The following is a 19,336-nucleotide window of genomic DNA, read 5'->3' as shown; positions in this document are numbered from 1 at the left end:
CCCGACCGCAAGGCCACTCGCAGCCACCAGCTCACCGACACGCTGGATGAAGCCAACACCAGACCGCCCTTCTGCGGACGCTCCTCGTCCCGGCCAACACCGAAGCAGGCGGCTTTTGGGTCCCGGAGCTGCTGCCGCAGTAGGGCGGACCTATTGGTTCCGAATGTGGTCTTGTAGTGAAGTTTGATCGCGTTCCTTCATGGTGCCCCCGCATAGTGAGGCAAGATCAGTTCACGTGAAACGAACGAAGGTTCGACAATTTGTGGAGGGGTGCATGTCCTGGAGCGCACGGGCGACAGCTGTCGCAGTCACGGTTCTACTCGCTCTCGGAACTATCGGAGAGGCGCAGGCGAAGGGCGACGCGCCTGATGTGCTGCAGCAGGAGATTGATGAGGTGCTTGCCACGACGGAGGGTGGCGTTCAGATCAGCAGAAACGAAATTGCGTGGAATGGTGGGGAGGCGATTTTGGTCTTTCCCCTGCCGGGTGAATCTGCGGCGCCGGTAAGCAGTGCCTCGGCGCAGAAGTTGCAGGCGAAGGTGGCTGGATTGCCGCTTTCCACCACGGAGGGAGAGCCCGCTGGTGTCGATCCTGAATCAGGTGTGTCCATAGCTGCTTCCGACAGTTGTCCGACCGAGACGTTCGGTAATGACTGGTACTGCTTCTACCAGTACACGAACTACGGCGGTCGGCGCCTGCAATGGAACAATTCACACACTTTCGCCGTGTATTTCTCTGACTACGGATTCGAGAATAAGACTTCATCGTGGTCAAACAAGGGTGGCAAAACCATCACCGTGGCGAATCGGTCCAAGACGGGGGATGACCTCAGCTGCCGGGAAGGTAACGGTATCGCGCTGTGGAGGGAGCTTCCCCATAGTCGTGCATCATCGGTATCGGCAAGTCTCGACAATAAGGCGGATTGCTTCTGGACCAGCTGAATGTGTCAAATTGGCTGAAAAATTCTACAGTGCTTATCTGGAGGGGGAATTATGCGAGTGCGCGGATTTCGGACGATAGCAGTTGTTGGAATGCTGGCAGCCAGCCTTATGCCGATCTCGGCTGCGGGAGCAGCGGAGACCGATGCGCTGCAGCAGGAGATTGATGAGGTGCTTGCCACGACGGAGGGTGGTGTTCAGATCAGCAGAAACGAAATTGCGTGGAATGGTGGGGAGGCGATTTTGGTCTTTCCCCTGCCGGGTGAATCTGCGGCGCCGGTAAGCAGTGCCTCGGCGCAGAAGTTGCAGGCGAAGGTGGCTGGATTGCCGCTTTCCACCACGGAGGAAGAGCCCGCTGGTGTCGATCCTGAATCAGGCGTGTCCATAGCCGCTTCCGATAGTTGTCCGACCGAGACGTTCGGTAATGACTGGTACTGCTTCTACCAGTACACGAACTACGGCGGCCGGCGCCTGCAATGGAACGCGAGCAAAGATACGTATTCGCCGGTATATTTCTCCGCCTACGGGTTCGAGAACAAGACGTCATCCTGGTCAAACAAGGGCGGACTGACCATCGACGTACGCAATCGCTCTAAGACAGGAAGTGACCAGAGTTGCTCGGCCGTTGGCGGCGGTATCCGCCTGTGGCTTGAAGCAGAGCACAGTCGGTCCTCTAACGTCGGTGCCGCTGATGACAATAAGGCGGATTGTTTCTGGACCTACGACTTCTAGGGAAGTGGCCGATCCGGTCGGAGGTGTCCGGGTCGGCCACTTTTTGGGCAAGCACGTCAGAGATATGTCACATACAGAATTACCGCTGGGGTCCTGACCTTCAGTGCGCCCGGATCTCCGGTCAGTTCCTCTTCGTAGGCGAGGACCTCGCCGGTGGATTCGTTGAAAATTAGTGTGTGCTTCGTCGGAAGTCCACCATAGGTGGACTGGACTGAAAATGCCTGCCCCGTGCGCTCGCTACGATCCTTTGTACGCCCTCGGTAGGTGATCCCGGGTGTGTCCTTGAGGGTACGCAAGAGCGCCACTCGCTGCTCGGGTGAGAAGGAACGGTCCAGCGAGCGCTCGGAAATGGAATCGAACGTCTCTCCGGCTCCGGCGGTCTCGTACCCCAAGGTGAGCCAACTACGCATACCTTCGGGCGTGACAGGCGACTCGTGATTCCTCGCATCGGACATGTCGGCAGGCCCGGAGGAACCTGAGTACTCCTCGGGATCTTCTCCGATGGAACCAGATTTATCCCAAGCATCACGTTGTTTGGCTGATTGGAACTGTGGCTTCTGAGTCAGGACGGTCCACTTTTTGGAGCCATCCTTGTACTTGACGGTCGTCCGACGCTCCGGAATTACGGCCGAAGTTACCTGAATTCCGTCAATCCTTGTTGATAGCGACCAGCTTTCCTGCACGAATCGCTCTGTCTCGCCTGAACTGGTGTCGGCGGGCAGCCCTTCTACCTGCTGCGCGATCTCCTCCAGCACCGCAGCGGGAGACTGGTCACTCGCCTGGTAGGCGAGGGGTGCAGGTGTTACCGCGTACGCCGGCTGCGGGGTGACACCGAGCATGTTGGTTACGACGAGCCCGAATGCGATGGCAGTTGCGACTGTGGCCGCCGAGATCAGAGTCCACTTCCGCTTCGTCGCCTGTGAGCGCCGGCGTGGTTTCTGGGGGCGCGGCGCGGACAGGACTCGCCGCAGTACCGCTTCGTCCGGCTGCTTCGTCTTGTCGCGCGCTTGGTCCAGAGACCGGAGGATTTCATCGATCTCACGCATCTCCGCCACCTCGTTTCCTTCCGTTTGTTTGCCGTGACCCCGTGAACTGCGCATGGCCTCTGTCCGCTGAGACAGGTACCAGTGCCCCTCGCAGTCTCTTCCGTGCACGGTGCAGACGAACCTGGAAGGTAGCCACGGAGCACCTCATAACCTTGGCGGCTTGTGAAGCTGTCAAGTCCTCCCAAAGCGTGAGGCGCAGGACCTCCTGGTCTGCGTCACTGAGTTCATCGAAGGCCGCCGCCACGCTGGCTCGGTGAACTACTTCCTCGCTGTGGTCGCCCACCACTGCCTGCGGCTGAGAGGCTAGCGACTCGACCAGACGCAGGCGCCGTTCTTCTGACCGGTAGGCGTTGGCCAAGGTGTACTTCGCGACCCCATACAGCCAAGGCAGGACCGCTGACCGAGGCAGCTCATCCAGTCGTCGCCATGCAACGAGAAAGGTCTCGGCCACAAGGTCCGTCACTTGATCTGCGCGGACCCGCCGACGCACGAACGCGTCGACTGCCGAGTAGTGCTCCCGGTACAGATCCGTGAAGCGCTGTTCATCTTCTGCGATGTCCACATCCCCTCCACCTTGCTTATGTCTCATCACGACCGCTTCTTACATCGCAGCTGGAGGAAGTTGCCACGCGCTACACCTGATCACGAAGGGACCTCCGCCGGAAGGCTCGAGGGCAGAGATTGGCCTACGGTGCTCCGGTGACCGACGGCAACTTCGACCAGCTCACCGGCCTCCTGGGACGCCAACTGCTGACAAGCAGAAGGCCGCACCTTCGAACCCACGACTCCCAGAGCATCAAGACCGCCGCCAACGTCTCCCCATCGACCGGGAATCGACCCGCGTAAAGATCACGGGTCACAAGCGGGGCATCTGCTTCGGCGCCCTCGGCCTACTTCTCGGGGTGCCGGTCACTGCCGTGAGCGGGCAGGACTTCGGTGCAGGCCATCGGTGATCGAGGGTGTCGCCGTCGAGCGCGCCAGTATCCGCAAGACCTGGGTCGACGGCGGCTACCGCCAGCACCTCGTTGAGCACGCCGCCACCCTTGGCATCGACATGCACATCTCCGCCGTGACCCACGACCAGGGGCCACCGCCCTTCCTCGCCGCTGGACTGTTGTGCGGATGCTGGGTTGGTTCATGCGACACCGCGACCGGCTTCTGCCGGTCGAGGCGCTTCGTCCTTACCGCCCTCTTGCGTGAGCGGACCGACGGCGGGCGCTACGGAGGGGGCCTTACGGGCACGTGGCACCAGAGCGGCGGCGGCTTCTGCGGCAGCCTTGTCCACCTCGGGCAACAGGCTCGTGTACGTGTCAGAGGTCAGCGTGATCGTGGAGTGACGCAGCGTCTCCTTGATCGTGTGCAGATCGCCGCCCCCACCATGGGTGAGAGTGGCCGCGACGTGGCGTAGATCGCGCAGGGTGATGGGCGGCAGATCCGTGGTGGCGAGAATGCGCCGGAACGTCTCGGAGACCGTCTCCGGGTGCAGCCAGGATCCGTCCTCGCGAGTGAAGACCTTGCCGGTCTCCTTCCACGCGGTGTCCCACTTCTCCCGGGCTTCCAGCATGGCCTTGTGGTGCTCTCGCAGGAGAGCGACGTTGACGCTGTCCAGGGCGATCGTGCCAGCACTCCCGTCCGTCTTGGGAGCGGACTCGTACGGGTCCCAGCCGTCGACCACGATCTCCTTAGCTGGTGTGATGAGGCCGGCGTCCAGGTCGACGTCCGTCCAGTTCTGACCGACGGCCTCGCCCCTGCGAAGACCCCGGGTACCCACGAGGTGGAAGAGCACATAGAGCCGGTCGGATTCGGCTGCGTCCAGGAACGTTCCGAACTGAGCTGGCGTCCAGACCATCACCGGCGAAGGCAGCTCACCCGTGGCGCGCCAGCGCTCCACTCGCTGCGCAGTCCAGAGGAGCGGCTTCGGGCGCTTACCGGACTCCAGCTCGACGTGGGAGGCCGGGTTGAAGGTGATGAACTGCTGCGCGATCGCCGCGTTCAGGGCCGCTCGCAGTGTGCGCCGGATGCTCTGTTGCGTGGCTGGGCCGGTGATCTTCCGGAACGGCTTCATCTCGGCGAGCTTCGCCCGTTCGACGGCGAGCAGTGCCCGTTCGGAGGCGACAGGACGACCGGGCCTGCTGGGCTTGCACCTGGCGATCTGCTCGCGCCGTTCGAGGTTCTCCGCCTGGATCACCTCGTTGGCGTCGGCTATGCCGTCGTACATCTCCACCAGGTGGCCGACGTTGAGACGGTCGAGACGGACATGGCCGATGCGGGGCTTCAGGTGGACCCGGATGTGGGAGGCGTACCCGTTGAGTGTCGTCTTTCGTGACTTCTTCGCAGCAAGCCACTGATCGAGCCACTCACCCACCGTGCGCCGTCCGATCAGGTCCAAGCCCGCCCTGAACCGCCTGCGGGTGTCCTCGATGTCGGGCAGGGGAGCTTTCTCATCGGCGACCTGTTCGAGCAACTCCGCGATCCGGTCGAGGTCGTGATCATCGTCCGAGTCCGCGATGGCGATGAGGGCCCGTACGTGGTCCAGATCGCTTTGCGCGGCCTTCAACGTCTCGTAGCCGGCGCGGTTGAAGGAGCGGCGGGTTCCGTCGGCTCGGGGCGGGAGTTCCTGGCGTATGGAGTAGGAGCCGTGCTTGCGGCTGGCGAGCTTGGGGCACTTCTTGCCGAGCGGCTTTCCGGTCTTGGGGTCTCGGCAGTAGCAGCGGCGGTGGGTGGATCCCTTCAAGGGCGTTCCTCCGTGGTGGTATCGGGGACCCATTCGGGCGGGTCGACGTCGTGGAGTGCGGGCGGGAGATCGGGTGGAATGGCTCCGTCTTCGCGGAGCTCGCGACGGAGGTACCGGAGCTTGTACTTGGCCGAGACGGCCTGGTCGGCGTACGCGGTCCGCCTGCGTTCGGCCTCTTCCTTCTGGGCGCGGCTCGTTGCCGTCCTGGCCGCGAAGCGTGCTTGCTCTTCTTCGTCGAGTGCAGCCAGGGCCGTCCCTACGAGGCTGGCGTGCGCCTCGAAGTCGGGCACTAGGCCGGCATCGTGCCCCAGCACCTCCTGCTCGCCGGTGAAGCGTCGCAGGGCGTCCCAAGTCGGCACGAGCCGCTCGAAGGGGAGTTCCTGGGTCTGGTTGACGTAGCCGACCGGGAAGATGAGGCAGGCCGGGTACGTCTCCAGGGCAGCGGCCAGCACCAGGACGTCCACCAGCGGCAGGCCGGCCCGGCGGCCGGACTCCATGTTGGCGATCACGTTGCGCGGGATCGGGTGCCCGAGCTGCTCGCACCGGTCGGCCAGCTCCTGCGCGCTCCACCCCATCTCCTTTCGTCTGCGTCGGACTTCGCCGGCCACGTTCGCCTGGACCCGGTCCACCCACTCCGGGAAGTCGTCCGCATCATCATCCATACGGCGTTGTGTCATACAGACACATTAGCTTGTGGATCCTGATTGGTAGACGCCTGGAGCCGGACGTGTTGGCCGCGTTCGCCGACGGCTGTACCGAAAGGGATGGCGCATGCGCGAAAACAGCACAGAGGGGTCGCCGAAGGGGATGAGTCGTGAGGACCTGCTCGCCCTGCCCGTGGCCGTTGACCTCGAAACCAGCAACCGTGCTCTGGGGCTCGGGCGGAGCAAGGGGTACGAACTGGCGAAGCGCGGCGCGTACCCGTGCAAGGTCCTCCGGTTGGGCAGCGCCTATCGGGTCGTGACTGCGGATCTGCTGATCCTGTTGGGTCTGGCCGCATGAGAGGCCGGAAGCGTAGCGAAGGGTTCTGCGCTGAGCTGACACAGAAGCGCTGGACTGTGGACGGGCGTGACCGTACTGTCCGTGTTCCCTCGCGGTACCCCAGTGCCTGCGGGAAGGGGGAGAGCCCCCGGCGGTGCAACGCCGGAGGCCCCATAACTCCCCAGCGATCCGATGAGAACCGACCCGGCGGAATGGGCGGGCGAGCCCGCCACCGCCAGACGAGGAGCTGTCCAGTGGAACCCGAGAACCCCAAAGGCTATTCCGAGCCCGCCAAGGCGAGCTGGCCCCCCACCGCAATTCCTGGCCGGCCTGGTGCCCATCTGTCCGCCACACAGCCTGACGACGCCGCTCCGAGCTTGACCGGCGATGCGCCCGCGCCTGGCGCCGCTGGGGCGCAAGCGTCGAGCGGGCTGGAGAACATGCCTGATGCGGAGTCGACGCAGGGCGCCGCGCTGCTGGATGCACTGCATGCCCAGATAGCCCAGTTCGTGATCCCGCCGTCAGCGGAGGCGCTGGATGCAATCACGTTGTGGGTGGTAGCCACGCACCTACAGCCCGCGTGGCAGCACGCGCCGCGCCTGGCGGTGGTGGGGCCGGCTAAACGGTGCGGTAAGTCGCGGCTCCTGGACGTGCTGACCGAGACGGTCCACGAGCCGATGCTGACGATCAACACCACGCCTGCGGCGATCTTCCGCTCGATCACCGAGGAGGAGCCGCCGACGCTTCTGGTGGACGAGGCGGACACCATCTTCGGTACGCCGAAGCAGGCGGAGCGGAACGAAGAGACGCGTGGCCTGCTCAACGCCGGTCATCAGCGTGGGCGTTATGTGACGCGGGTCGTCGGTAACGACCACACCCCACACAAGTTCGCCACCTTCGCCATGGCGGCCATCGCAGGGATCGGCGACCTGCCCGACACGGTCATGGACCGGTCGGTCGTGATCCGGATGCGTCGGCGGGCGGAGGGGGAGAAGGTGAAGCCCTTCCGCTCCCGCCGTGACATCCCGGCCCTGCACGACCTGCGCGACCGGATCAACGCGTGGGCCAGGCCGCTTCTGGAGGAGGCAGCGATCCTTGAGCCGGATATGCCGGTCGAAGACCGCGCCGCCGACACCTGGGAGCCCTTGGTGATCGTCGCCGAGCTGGCCGGGGGGCCCTGGCCGCGCCGGGCCCGAGTGGCATGCGCACGGATGGTCGCCGCCGAAGTGGCAGCCGAGGAGGACCACCCCGGCGGCGCACGGATCCTCGCCGACATCCGCCGGATCTTCGCCGCCCAGCGCGAGGTGGACAGCCTGTCCACCGAAGACCTCCTCCACCACTTGCGCCAGGACCCCGAAGGCCCATGGGCGGAGTGGGGTCGCGGCGGGTTGAACGCCCGTGATCTAGGCAGGCTCCTGCGGGACTTCGACGTCAGGCCGGGCAACGTCCGGATGGCCGACGGAACACAACGCAAGGGCTACACGCGCAACAAGTTCCTCGACAGCTGGCGGCGGTACTGCCCCACCGTCCACCCCGTCGAGTCCCGCCCCGCCCCCGACAGGGGCTGAGGCCCGCCGCCCTGGTTGCCGTCCCTGCCGTCCTTGCCGTGATCTCGCAGGTCAAACGGCCTGCGGCCGAGACGGCGACCGGGGCCAAGACGGCAACGCGATCACGACCACCGGCGTGGCCGCCCAAGACGCTGTCCGGATCCGTCTTGCACCGTCTTTCGCGTCCATGCCGTATCAGTGCAGGTCACGGCCTTGGTCGGCGAGACGGAAGACGCGAGGCCGCCGTCCCCCATTCGGGAGACGGCCACTCCGGGCCGGGCTCAGGCGCGGCGAACTGCCTGAGCCCTGCTGAGGCATAGCTGACGCTGGCTGCACCCGCCGAGACGGATAGCCAGAGCTGCTGCCGTACCGCCCTGACCTGCACTTGCAACGGCCAAGACGCCAAAGACGCACCACACCACCACCTCAGGAGCACCCGCTTGCCCACCCCTCCCATTTCACCCCCGCATCATCAGCCGTCGGACGGCCGGACGGGCGAAGGACGGCCAACATCGCCCCGGGGCGATGCCGAGCGCTACGCGCTTCTCGCAGCCGGCATCGTCATCGTCGCCCTGACCGCCGGAGCGTTCTGTCTTTCCTACGCGCACTTGGCCGACGTCGCCGGGCAGCACGGGCTGGGAGGTTCACCGGTCCGCCGCTGGGCGTGGCCCGCCACCCTGGACGCGTTCATCGTCGCGGGCGAGCTGCTCATGCTCCGGGCGGGCCTGCGCCGGGTCACCGACCGATGGGCTATCGCTGTGACCGTAATCGGTTCGGTCGGCTCCATAGCGCTGAACGTTGCTGGGGTCAGTGGCACGCGTGATACCGGCGATACCCCGTTCCTCGACTACGTGGTGGCCGCGGTTCCCCCGGCAGCCGCGATGGTGGCCTTCGCCGTACTGATGCGACAGGTCCACCAGCACGTAGAGCGGCCCTCGCCCGCAGGTTCCGGGCAGGTGGTGAGGGCGTCGGTCACTGCACCTCTCCGGTCCGCCGGAAAGCCGGCGGAGCCAGCACAATCCGACCCCGTCACGGAGCCACCGGTTGCCGCGTCCGGTGGGTCTCCGGAACTTCATGCGGAGGTTCCGGCGAGCAAGCCCCGAGGCGGCCGCCCGCCTGGCGCCCCACTTAGGGAACTCGTGGAGATCGGCAGGACCGCTGGTACCGAGCAGGGAAAACTCACCCGGGCCACCGTCCGGAAGGCAGTTGAGGACAAGGGCCTTCCGATTTCCAGTGAGCGGCTGACTGAGGTGATGGGCGTCCTCCGGAAGGAACTCAAAGCCTCCGCCGAAAGCGGTCCGGCCAGCGGCTGACCAGCACATGCCGGGTGACCGGAACCCGTTCCGGTCACCCGGCCAAGCGGTGCACCGACCCGCGCGCCGCTCACTCATCCATACCTGCGGACAGATTCGTGTGACCGCCCACAGCTCACGGACCTTCCCGAGTGTCTTCTGACATCGAACCTGGACCGTTTGCCATTGAAGTTGGACCGGTCAAAGCCAACCGGTTGCTGTCAGCCCCGGCTGCGGCGTGCCGCTCGGATGTCCCGCATGTGCTGCGCATCCCGCTCTTCGGTACGACGGCGGGAGCGTGCTATCAGCGGTCCCATCACGGTGTAGACCACCGACGTGATCAGGCTCAGGACTACGAAGTCCCACCCCCAAGGCTTACTACCCACCAGGGTCATGACGGTGCTCGTCGCAACCCCCACGGTCACCCCGGCGCTTGTCCACTTCGACCATCGGCCCATGGTTGACGCCTACCCCTCGCATCCCTTGATCATCAGCACCAGTCGTCAGGTATGGGGACGTTTACCAGTGGTCCAACTTCAGTGGCAAATGATCCAAGTTCGGTGGCACGGGACACCGACAGCCCGTCCGCCCTCCCGCCTCTACCTGGAGACCGCACGTGACGCATGACCCGCACCGTTCCGAGGAGCCGATACCGCCGACGAAGCCGCCTACGCTGACAGAACGTCTGCGGCAGGCGTTCGGACGGACGGCTCCTGGCGGAGCCAGTAGTACCCCGAGTCCGACTCCTGGCCGGTCTTCGGGAGCCTCCGCCCCGGGGGTGGCGGAGACGGCCCAGCGCCAGGGGGCGCCGGACCAGGGAGCTGGGGCCGGGGGCGGCCCCGACCCGGACACGCTTCACGCCGCCCAGCAAGCGATCCTCCGCCCGACGCCTACTGACGTTCCCGTCGTCGGCGAACCCCCTGTGCAGAGCGTCCAGCCAACGATCCGCCGGTTCACCGGCGACGCGCGCCTCAAGCGCGTCGGCCCCTTGCGCTTCACCGACGACGAGCGCACCAGCCTGCAGGAGGCCGCAGCCGAGCACGGCTACAAGGGCGACTCCGGCTTCGCCGCCGACGTCATCCTCGCCTTCATCGACGGCCGATTCACCGCGAACCTCCCCCTGTCCGAGGACCGACGCCGCACCCACATATTCCGTGCCCAGGTCCTGCGCGCCCTCAACCGCACCGGTAGCAACATCAACCAGATCGCCCGCGCACTCAACAGCGACCTCAACCCGCCTGACATTCGCCAGCGCCTCGACGAACTCCACCGCCTGCTCACCCTGATCGCCGAGGCCCTGCGTCAGCCCACCAACCCGAGGGAGGAATCGTCAACGTGATCGCCGCCATCAAACCGGCCGGGTCCAACACCCGCGGTCTGCTCGCCTACCTCTACGGCCCCGGCCGGCACGACGAACACCTCGACCCGCACCTCGTCGCCGCCTTCGCCATGCTCGGCATGCCCGACCCCGGCCGCGACGAACACGCCACCCTGACCGAACTCGGCCATCACCTCGACGAGCCCGTACGCCTGCGCAACAGCGAGTTCGGCAAGCCTGTCACCGACCATGTCTGGCACTGCCCCGTCCGCGCAGCACCCGAGGACCGCTACCTCTCCGACACCGAGTGGGGCGAGATCGCCCAGCGCATCGTGCAGGCGGCCGGCATCGCCCCCGAAGGCGACGACCTGGCCTGCCGCTGGATCGCCGTACGCCACGCCGACGACCACGTCCACATCCTCGCCACCACCGTTCGCGAAGACGGCCGCCGCCCCAAGCTGCACGACAGCGGCATCCGTGTCGGCGACGCCTGCCGGGAGATTGAGAAGGACTACGGGCTGCGCCGCCTGATGAAGGGCGACCGCACCGGCACCCGGCGCCCCACCCAGGCCGAGCTGCACAAGGCCGAGCGCCTCGGCTGGGAGCAGACCAGCCGCGAGTGGCTCCAGGACCGCATCCGCGCCGCTATCCCGCACGCCACCAGCGCCGAGGAACTCCTCGCCTACCTCGAAGCCGACGAAATCCTGGTCAAGCCCCGCCGCGGGCCCTCTGGAGACCTCCTCGGCTACGCCGTAGGCCGCCACGGCGACGTGAACAAGGACGGCGAGCAGATCTACCACCCCGGCGGGAAGATCGCCCCCGACCTCACCCTGCCCAAGTTGAAAGCCCGCCTGGAGACCAGCGCCCCCGAGGAACACCCCACCGCCCGGCGCAACCGACCCGCCACCGCCTGGCACCAGTCCACCGAAGCCCTCGACACCCTCCACACAGAGATCACCGGCGCGAGCGCCGACGACGGTGGGGACGCACGAGCGCAGGCACACATCACCGCCCTGGGCGAACTCATCGAAGCCACCGCCCAGAACGCCCCCGCAGATATCCGTGCGCAACTACATGCGGCCAGCCGGACCTTCGCCCGTGCCCAGCGGTCACAGGTCCGAGCCGAAGACCGCGCCGCCCACGCCCTGCGGTCTGCGGCCCGCGACATCGCACACACCGCCACCGGCCCCGACGGCAGCGCCCTCGCCGCCCTGACCGCCGCACTCGTCTGGGCCGCCGTCCTCGCCGGACGCTGGCACGAGGCCAAGGGGCACGCCCACCAGGCCACCGCCGCCCGCCAAGCCGTCCAACACCTCCAGGCGGCAGCCGACGACGCGCTCAGTCCGACGCTCACCGAACTGGCAGCACGGCCCTGCAAGGAGGAGACCCGTCGCATCCTGGCCAACGACGTACGGGCCGCCGTTCCTGAACACGCCGAGCGGATCCTCTCCGACCCTGGCTGGCTTGCGCTCGTCACGGTCCTCGCCGACGCCGAAGCCAGCGGCCACAAACCCCACCAGCTCCTCAAGGAAGCCGCCGCCCGCCGTGAGCTCGGCACCGCTCACAGGCCCGCCCGCGTCCTGATCACCCGCATTCAGCACACCAGCCGCAACCCCGCACCCAACCGCCGCGCCGAAGCAGCCCGCCTACGGAGCACCACCGCCTCAGCCTTCAGCGTGCCGTCCCACGACACGCAGCCGCCCACGACAACCACAGCACCCACCAGCCGGCCGGGCCGCCCACGCCGCTGACCGACAAGGAGAGCCCGATCGCCCATGCTCCATCGAAGTGCAAACGATCACATGGTGGCCCACGACCGCACGTGCACTCGGGCTTCCGCCTACCACTGCGTTCTATCCGTGGGCGCGGACGAGGAGCGTGCCGACTTTTCTCGGTCCGGGCGGCGCAGGCAGGATCCGGGCGGTCGGGGATGCGAAGCCGTGCTCGGTGAGGAGCTCCACCCACCGGTCGGGTTCGTAGTCCCAGCGCTTCACGATGAGCGGGTCCTGGTCCTCGGAGCGGTTGATGTACGACGCCTGGCACCCGTAGCAGCCCTCGATCGGAGGCCGCTGCGAGAAGGCGAGGACACCGCCTGGGCGCAGCCGACGGCGGATTGCGGGCAGTAGGACCGCGGGGTCGGTGAACCAGACGGCGCCGAACACGGAGAACACGGAGTCGAAGCTGGCTCCGGTCTCCTCAAGGAAGCGGGTCGCTTCGGTGCGGTGCAGTGTCATCTGCATGTCGGGCCAGCGGGCGCCGGCTGCCTTGATTTGATCGAGGGAGACGTCGACCCCTACCGCGTGGGCGCCGAGGGTCGCGAGGTGGGCGAGGTTGCCGCCCTTGCCGCAGCCCAGTTCGAGGACGGCCGAGCCGGGGCGGACGCCGAGGACTTCGGCGCCGGGGCCGTGGTCGGGGTACTGCGTCCAGTTGAACCAGGTCGTGTCGCCCGACGCGTTCACGGGGCGCCGATCCGGCTTCTGCTGCGAGTACGTGTCCCATGCCTTGGTCTCGGTCACTGTTGCTCCGTTCATGGGGCCGGCCGCCCGGTTGTGCACCGGGCGGCCGGCTGACAGGGGTGGTACTACGCAGACTTCTTGCCGCCGTTCGGGCTGTCGGTGCAACCCGCGTGGCACTGGGAGCACTCGCCCATCATGGCGGCATCGGGCCACAGATCGTGGTCGATCCGGAACCCTGCGGCCGCCATGGCGTCGAGGGTGCGCTGCCGGGCCGCTGCGGACCCGCCTTCGACGCCCTCGCCTTCCGGCGTGGGGACGTGGTGGATGAACCGTCCGGCGAGGCGGTCGCAGAACGCGGCGTAGTCGACGGTGTGGAGGATCCACGTGTGCCAGCCGACGTCCACGGCTTTGCTCGGCGACAGCGCGGCGCCGGGTAGGGCCGCACTCGCGGCGATGAAGGCCGCGGCCTGGCCGACGATGCGGCGGGCGGTAGGCAGATCAGTGTCGGGCTGTGCCTTGGTGATGCGGGTGGCGAGCCGCTCCAACATCTCGGGGTCGACGAGGGTCGCCGGGTCTGTGGTGCCCACGGGACGCTCCAACGCGATGGTCATGTGCTTCCTCCTGTGGTGGACGTGCCCCTGTGCTGGGGCGGTCCCGCCTGGCCGGTAGGCCGGGCGGAAGTGTGTGGGGTTTCTCCGGCGTCGCACTCGGGGCAGGCCCAGACCTCGGTGTCGAGGACGTGGGCGCCGTCGCGGCATCGGATGGTGCCGGCGCTTACGGCTCCGGTCGTGAGCAGCCGCTTGCACCAGACGCAGGCCCGGCCGGCGGACTGGTCCCACGTGAGGGTTTCGAGCGGGGGGAGTTCCCGGGTGGCGGTCACGGCCGTCCCTTGCACCGCGGGCACTCGCAGGCCGGGAACCGGTCGCTGGCCTCGGGCCGTTCGAGGGGGACCACCTCGGCCTCCGGCTGCAGCACCCGGATCCCGCCGTCGCGGTTCACCTCGTACACCTTCATCGTCATCGCCATGGGTCTCTCCGCGTCGCTTGCGGTTTCCGTCGCCACCACAGCGTCGTCTCGGCGAGGTAACTGCGGGATGACCGGCGGGGGTTACCGAGGCGGTAATACACTCGTTGGCGCTCCAGTAAGGCGCCTGCGCGTGCATAGGATCGCAACGGAAGTCAGCCCATGGATGCCACCACCCCCGGCCTGCTCGCCCCCGACGTGCTCGACAGGGCAGACGTCCGGGCAGCGCTCACCGAGCACGACTTCGCCGCTGTCTTCACTTTGATCAAGAAGTGGGGCGGCCTCTCCCAGAACCGCATCGCGTCCGCCTGCCAGCTCACCCCCGGCAAGGTTTCTACGATCATCAGCGGGGCCCAGCGCGTCACCTCGTTCGACGTCGTCTGCCGGATCGCCGACGGCCTTCGCATCCCGGGCGGCCTGCTCGGGCTCGCGCCACGCGCCTGGGAGGGCGAACACACGACACCACAGCAGGACCAGCCAGAAACGTCAGGTGCCCGGCCGGACGCAGACGAGATCCCGTGGCGGCCGGACGCCACCGTGAACCTGGCTGCCCACCTCACCAGGAGTGATCTCGTGATGGACCGACGCGCCCTCACCCGCGCCCTCGCCGGCGCCGCGGTAACCGGCGCTGCCCTCCTCGACAGCCTCGAAGGCTGGCTCGTTCCGGCCGCCGCCGTCCCAGGGCAACGCCGCCCGGGCCGACTCGGGATGCGGGAAGTCGAAGAATTGGAGACCACCGCGCGGGCGTTCCGCCAGTGGGACCACCAGTACGGCGGCGGCCTGCGGAGAAAAGCGGTCCTCGGCCAGCTCGCCGAGGTCTCCGGCGCCCTCGACGACCACCAGGCCCCAGCAGTCACAGCCCGCCTGTACCGGGTCATGGCGCAGCTTGCCGGCACTGCGGCCACCATGGCGTGGGACTCCGGCCTGCACCGGCGCGCGCAGGACTACTACCGCCTCGCCCTGCGCGCCGCCCACGCCGGAGGAGACGTCGTCTTCGGGGCCAACGTGCTGGCCGGTATGGCCCGACAGATGCTCTACCGTGACCGGGCCGACGACGCACTCCAGCTGATCCACCTCGCCCAGGAGGGCGCCCGCGCCGCGATCGGCCCCCGGGTCCGCGCCATGCTCCACACTCGCGAGGCGTGGGCCTACGCCGCACAGGGCCGCACCGCCGGATTCCACCGGGCCACGGCCAAGGCAGCCGAGGCCCTCTCCGACGCCGGCGCGGATGGCGACGAGCCGTACTGGATCGCCTACTTCGACGAGGCGGAACTCGCGGGCGTCACCGGGGGACGGCTCCTCGACCTCTCCCGCACAGACCCACGCCGCCACGCCGCCCAGGCCGCGGACCAAATCCGGGCCGCCCTGGCATCCCGGGGTGCCGAGGCCGGGCGGTCCCACGCTCTCGACCGCATCGGCCTGGCGGAGTGCCAGTTCCTCACCGGTGACATCCAAGGCGCGGCCGCCGAAACTGTCCTGGCGGTGCAGGCCGCGCGAGGTACGCAGTCGGGGCGTGTCCGTGCACAGCTCGGGCAGCTGTATCCCTACACCGTGGGACACAGCGCTTCACGGCCCGTGCGTGAGGCACGGGATAGTATCCGCGACCTGCTGTCGAGCTGAGGAACGGGAGCATGACGACACTTGCCGTGACCGGGCACATGGACCTGACCGACGAGACCGTGCCCCTGGTACGGGCCGCGCTGCGAGACCTGCTCGCCAAGTACAGCGATGACCTGACCGGGGTGTCGTGCATCGCCGCGGGGGCAGACAGCCTCTTCGCGGAAGAGGTGACCGCGATCGGAGGCCGCCTCGTCGCCGTGATCCCCTCCGAGGACTACCGCGCCACGAAGGTCAAGCCGGGCCATGCCGCCGTCTTCGACCACTTGGTCGAGACGGCCGGGGAGGTGGTGACGCTGCCTCACACGACGGCGAACCGGGCTGCCTACGAGGCGGCGAACGCCGAGCTGCTGCGCCGCGCGGATCGCCTCGTCGCGGTGTGGGACGGCACACCTCCTTCGGGCAAGGGCGGCGGAACTGCCGACACCGTTGGGCAAGCCCGCCAGGCCGGGCTGGCGGTCGACGTGGTCTGGCCCGCCGGGGCCGTGCGGCGCGGACGCTAGCAAACGCGCCAGGTTCCCGGCCGTGAGGCCAGGACGGGTGTTGTGGTCACACGCCGATTGTTGCTTCGCTGTTCGTCCCGGGGCCCTCGCCCTTCTGTCCTGCGGGTACGGCTCTGCCCAATGCCATCGAGTGGTTCGCCACCAACTGAACCAGCCGCTCGTCTGCTCCGGGCACCATCCAGCGGATGAAAGCCGGTTACGCCCAGCTCCGGTGCGTAGCCGACATCGTGAAGAACGGCGGCAGAAGCCAGCAGCAGGTCCGCGTTATAGCAGAGTACTTTCACTTTGTCCCGCCGGATAGACCCAGCGGGACAAAGCGGAAGGATCGAATTGGCCGACAAATTCTCTGTGTAACCTCGCTTTCGGGCGGGGTTACTTATCGGCGGTCGAGCAATTTCAGCCACAGCCACATCGCGCCGCTGACGGCCGCGGCCAGCAGGATTATCGCTATCGGCAGGGAAGCACCGCGCCCGCCGACCAGCGCAACTGCAAGGACCGTGTAGGCCAGAGTCCCGAGGGCGAGCGTGCCGAAAACCCAGCGGCCCAGGTAGCGCGCAGCCGCTCTTGCCTGGGTTTTCTCCTGCTCGTTCACAGCACCACTACCCCTGCAGTTACCGGACGCCTTGCGGGCGCGTCAGGTCGACGGCTACTTTTTCGGTTGTCAGGCCGTCGTCGTCGGTTGTCAGAGTACGTACCCCGCCGTCAGTGTTCGCAGTCTCTGCGGAGGGTGTTGCGGGCATCGGGTCCACCTCGATGGGATTCCCATCGCCGTCGGTGGCGACTTCACCATCGGAGCCAAGAACCTTCACGGTGTCCGGGGCCTGATCCGGATCGACCACCCCGTTCTCGTCGACCCACTCCGGCGCTGGCGGCGAAGAGGAGCTGGAAGCTTGGGAGATGCCCAGGCCGTCGTGGTACCCGGACCAGATGCCGGGAACCCCGTCAGGGAAGACGTTTTTTCCGTTGTAGACCATCTCGGAGAAGTTCATCAGGCCGTAACTGCCCTTACCGCACCAGCCGCCCCAGTCCTCGCTGTACGCGTAGATCTGGTATTTGTATACCGTCGACGAGTTGGAGTACCAGCCGTCGGTGTACATGCACTCGTTCCACTCACCGGCGGTCTCGTTCCACTTGAAGACCGCCATGTACTCCCACAGATAGCCGGAGGTCACTTCGTAGGAGTTGGTGCAGCCCAACGGGGTGAGTTCCGAGTTGTGCAGTGAGGTGGCGTCGCCCTTGATGTACCCCTGACTGTTGTTTCCGTCCGATATCTCACTTCGGTTCTGGAGGCAGCGGGTGCCGTCACCGCTACGCCACGTCTCTGTCCATTCATAGACGTAATGAGCCTGAGCGCTACCTGTGAGTCCCAGGACCAGAGCAGCCGCTGCCGGGACTGCTAGTAAGGATCTTCGCATCTTCTTGAATGCGCTGATGAGATCATCTCCCGAAGTCGTCATGGATTGACGCTACTTGAGGGCAAGGGATGCCCTTGGGGTGCACGGGAAATGCAACACGCGCAGTTGTTCGACGTCAACAGCGCGTTCTGGCCAGACGGGGCAAAGGTCCTGGTCTGCCGCTGCGGCACTCCCGATTCGGGTGCCGCCCAGGGGTCGGCTGGTAAACCCTCCACGTAGAGCAGGGCGACGCCGCTCCTGTGAGGGGCGAGGGATTCGCCGGTATGCGTCGCACTCTGCATTGACTGACGCTCTCACCCTAGTAATGCAATGCGATCATCGCGCCTTCAGGGCGCCCGGAATCCCGGCTGGGCCCGGGCAGGGCGGTGCTTCCGCTTCATGGGCCGCTGCCGTATGTGAAGATGAGGTGATGAAGCTGGGAGGGATTCATGGGTGGGGACTGGGTGGCGATTGATTTCGAGACCGCCAACTACTGGCCGGGTAGCATCTGCTCGGTAGGCATGACAGCCGTTGCCGACGGTGAGGTTGCGGGGCGATTTGCGACATATGTCGAACCGCCGGGCGGCGGGGGATTCGCCTCGTACAACATCAGCATTCACGGGATCACGCCGACGCTGGTCCAGGGGGCTCCAAGTTGGCCAGAGGCGCTGGAGCAGATCCTTGCCTTCGTAGATGGCCGCCCCTTGGTCGCTCACAACGCGGCGTTTGATCTCGGTGCCTTGCGGGCGGCCTGCCATGAGACGGCTTCACTGTGTCCTGAACTGCGTTACGCCTGCTCGCTCGTCGTCGCTCGCCGCACATGGAAGCTGCTGGCATACCGACTTCCCTTTGTCGCCGAGGCCGCAGGCGTCGCGATGGAGGGACAACACCATGATGCCCAGTCTGACGCGGACGCCGCTGCGCGGGTGATGCTCGCAGCTATGGACGCGCATGGGGTAAACAGCCTCGATGACTTGTTGGGCAAGCTGCAGATCCGGTACGGAAGCCACAACGCGGTCTCCGGTTCGTGGAGCACTTGCCGCCGCCGTGCCTATGAGAAGCGCCCTTCCATTCCGCAGGCGAACCAGAATGCCGATTCCGAAGGGATGTTCTTCGGGCGGTATGTCTGCATCACGGGGACGCTGGGTTCCATGACGCGTAGCGAGGCCCAGGAGCGCTTGGCGGCCGTCGGCGGGCAAGCGACCCCAGGAGTCAGCCGCAAGACCGACATCCTCGTCGTCGGCACCCCTGATCCCTCTCGCTTCGTCCCTGGGATGGCCCTGAGCGCCAAGCATCGCAAGGCCCGAGATCTCCTCGATGCCGGTCACGACATCGAGGTCCTCTCCGAGGCGGAGTTTCTAGAGCAACTGTCGCTTTCCACCAGTGCTTCTCGACTCGACGCGGAAGCAGCCTTGTCACGCCCTTGCGTGAGCGATGCGTGAGCGGACGGTGAGGCACTACCCGGCTCCGACCGGGACGGTACGTCAGGGAGAGCACTCCTGAGCTGGGAGGATCGGAACCCGGAGCACCACCCGGAAGCCCCGGCAGGATCCTGCCGGGACTTTTAATCCGTTGGTTGTGGGTTCGAGTCCCACACGGCCTACCGACAGCGGGGGAGGGGAAACCCTCCGACCTGCGACTGCGCGCCCCGACCGGCTTCGGCCGGTCGGGGCGCGCAGTCGTACCCGGACGGGATCGTGAGCGGGTGGCTCTGGCGCCGGCCCCCCGGCGCCGCCGTGAGTGGTTCCGGTCAGCC

General features: G+C 66.7%; 20 protein-coding genes. 11 read left to right on the top strand and 9 right to left on the bottom strand.

Features of this window, described 5'->3' with window-relative positions; translation table 11 throughout:
* Positions 1–274 precede the first annotated feature (274 nt).
* A complete protein-coding gene (locus P8A20_RS17030; protein ID WP_306103796.1) occupies positions 275–940 on the top strand; it encodes a peptidase inhibitor family I36 protein in 666 nt (221 codons plus the stop codon).
* A gap of 90 nt (positions 941–1,030) precedes the next feature.
* Positions 1,031–1,669 (top strand): peptidase inhibitor family I36 protein, encoded by a 639-nt coding sequence (locus tag P8A20_RS17025; protein ID WP_306103795.1) that lies wholly within the window; start codon positions 1,031–1,033, stop codon positions 1,667–1,669.
* Positions 1,670–1,725: 56 nt separating this feature from the next.
* On the opposite strand, the gene P8A20_RS17020 is transcribed toward P8A20_RS17025, so the two are convergent.
* Positions 1,726–2,715, bottom strand: coding sequence for a hypothetical protein (locus P8A20_RS17020; RefSeq protein ID WP_306103794.1), 990 nt, complete (start codon positions 2,713–2,715; stop codon positions 1,726–1,728).
* Positions 2,708–3,304 carry an RNA polymerase sigma factor gene (locus tag P8A20_RS17015; RefSeq protein WP_306103793.1) on the bottom strand — a complete coding sequence of 199 codons (597 nt, stop codon included), beginning with the start codon at positions 3,302–3,304 and terminating at the stop codon, positions 2,708–2,710. The genes P8A20_RS17020 and P8A20_RS17015 overlap by 8 nt, the downstream gene beginning before the upstream one ends.
* 110 nt (positions 3,305–3,414) lie before the next feature.
* Here P8A20_RS17015 and P8A20_RS17010 point away from each other — a divergent pair, with 110 nt between their 5' ends.
* A complete protein-coding gene (locus tag P8A20_RS17010) occupies positions 3,415–3,561 on the top strand; it encodes a hypothetical protein (RefSeq protein WP_306103792.1) in 147 nt (48 codons plus the stop codon).
* Positions 3,562–3,850: 289 nt separating this feature from the next.
* On the opposite strand, the gene P8A20_RS17005 is transcribed toward P8A20_RS17010, so the two are convergent.
* Positions 3,851–5,449, bottom strand: coding sequence for a site-specific integrase (locus P8A20_RS17005; protein WP_306103791.1), 1,599 nt, complete (start codon positions 5,447–5,449; stop codon positions 3,851–3,853).
* Entirely contained in the window at positions 5,446–6,111 is a 666-nt protein-coding gene (locus P8A20_RS17000; protein ID WP_306103790.1) for a helix-turn-helix domain-containing protein, read from the bottom strand. Before P8A20_RS17000 ends, P8A20_RS17005 begins: the two co-directional genes overlap by 4 nt.
* Before the next feature lie 109 nt (positions 6,112–6,220).
* Between P8A20_RS17000 and P8A20_RS16995 the strand changes: the two genes are divergently transcribed.
* The 5 genes from P8A20_RS16995 to P8A20_RS16975 all read left to right on the top strand — a co-directional run bounded on the left by P8A20_RS16995 (position 6,221) and on the right by P8A20_RS16975 (position 12,338).
* A complete protein-coding gene (locus tag P8A20_RS16995; RefSeq protein WP_147958455.1) occupies positions 6,221–6,451 on the top strand; it encodes a hypothetical protein in 231 nt (76 codons plus the stop codon).
* 233 nt (positions 6,452–6,684) lie between these two features.
* The gene (locus P8A20_RS16990; protein ID WP_306103789.1) at positions 6,685–7,998 is read left to right on the top strand and encodes a DUF3631 domain-containing protein; all 1,314 of its coding nucleotides are present in this window, start codon (positions 6,685–6,687) and stop codon (positions 7,996–7,998) included.
* Positions 7,999–8,417: 419 nt separating this feature from the next.
* Positions 8,418–9,290, top strand: a complete 873-nt coding sequence (locus P8A20_RS16985) for a DUF2637 domain-containing protein (protein ID WP_306103788.1) — start codon at positions 8,418–8,420, stop codon at positions 9,288–9,290.
* Positions 9,291–10,047: 757 nt separating this feature from the next.
* Entirely contained in the window at positions 10,048–10,608 is a 561-nt protein-coding gene (mobC, locus tag P8A20_RS16980) for a plasmid mobilization relaxosome protein MobC (protein ID WP_306103787.1), read from the top strand.
* On the top strand, positions 10,605–12,338 hold the full coding sequence (locus tag P8A20_RS16975; RefSeq protein ID WP_306103786.1) for a relaxase/mobilization nuclease domain-containing protein: 1,734 nt from the start codon (positions 10,605–10,607) through the stop codon (positions 12,336–12,338). Before mobC ends, P8A20_RS16975 begins: the two co-directional genes overlap by 4 nt.
* A 102-nt stretch (positions 12,339–12,440) precedes the next feature.
* Here P8A20_RS16975 and P8A20_RS16970 read toward each other — a convergent pair whose 3' ends face one another.
* From P8A20_RS16970 to P8A20_RS16960, 3 genes are all read right to left on the bottom strand, one after another.
* A complete protein-coding gene (locus P8A20_RS16970) occupies positions 12,441–13,103 on the bottom strand; it encodes a class I SAM-dependent methyltransferase (protein WP_306103785.1) in 663 nt (220 codons plus the stop codon).
* 65 nt (positions 13,104–13,168) lie between these two features.
* Entirely contained in the window at positions 13,169–13,654 is a 486-nt protein-coding gene (locus P8A20_RS16965) for a glycine-rich domain-containing protein (protein WP_147961970.1), read from the bottom strand.
* Between the two features lie 265 nt (positions 13,655–13,919).
* Positions 13,920–14,069: a hypothetical protein gene (locus P8A20_RS16960; RefSeq protein ID WP_306103784.1), complete on the bottom strand. Its 150-nt coding sequence runs from the start codon at positions 14,067–14,069 to the stop codon at positions 13,920–13,922.
* A gap of 159 nt (positions 14,070–14,228) precedes the next feature.
* On the opposite strand from P8A20_RS16960, the gene P8A20_RS16955 reads away from it, so the two are divergent.
* Both P8A20_RS16955 and P8A20_RS16950 read left to right on the top strand, forming a co-directional pair.
* On the top strand, positions 14,229–15,686 hold the full coding sequence (locus P8A20_RS16955; protein WP_306103783.1) for an NsdA family TPR-like regulatory protein: 1,458 nt from the start codon (positions 14,229–14,231) through the stop codon (positions 15,684–15,686).
* An 11-nt stretch (positions 15,687–15,697) separates the two neighbouring features.
* Positions 15,698–16,186, top strand: a complete 489-nt coding sequence (locus P8A20_RS16950) for a hypothetical protein (protein WP_306103782.1) — start codon at positions 15,698–15,700, stop codon at positions 16,184–16,186.
* Between the two features lie 376 nt (positions 16,187–16,562).
* On the opposite strand, the gene P8A20_RS16940 is transcribed toward P8A20_RS16950, so the two are convergent.
* Positions 16,563–16,778, bottom strand: a complete 216-nt coding sequence (locus P8A20_RS16940; protein WP_147961974.1) for a hypothetical protein — start codon at positions 16,776–16,778, stop codon at positions 16,563–16,565.
* A gap of 19 nt (positions 16,779–16,797) precedes the next feature.
* Positions 16,798–17,643 carry a hypothetical protein gene (locus tag P8A20_RS16935; RefSeq protein WP_147961975.1) on the bottom strand — a complete coding sequence of 282 codons (846 nt, stop codon included), beginning with the start codon at positions 17,641–17,643 and terminating at the stop codon, positions 16,798–16,800.
* Between the two features lie 401 nt (positions 17,644–18,044).
* Between P8A20_RS16935 and P8A20_RS16930 the strand changes: the two genes are divergently transcribed.
* The gene (locus tag P8A20_RS16930) at positions 18,045–19,022 is read left to right on the top strand and encodes an exonuclease domain-containing protein (protein WP_187282315.1); all 978 of its coding nucleotides are present in this window, start codon (positions 18,045–18,047) and stop codon (positions 19,020–19,022) included.
* Positions 19,023–19,336: the final 314 nt, after the last annotated feature.

It is taken from the genome of Streptomyces sp. Alt3 (assembly GCF_030719215.1).
GTDB lineage: Bacteria > Actinomycetota > Actinomycetes > Streptomycetales > Streptomycetaceae > Streptomyces > Streptomyces glycanivorans.
The sequence above is the reverse complement of the archived record's forward strand: the minus strand, read 5'-3'. Positions and strand labels throughout refer to the sequence as shown.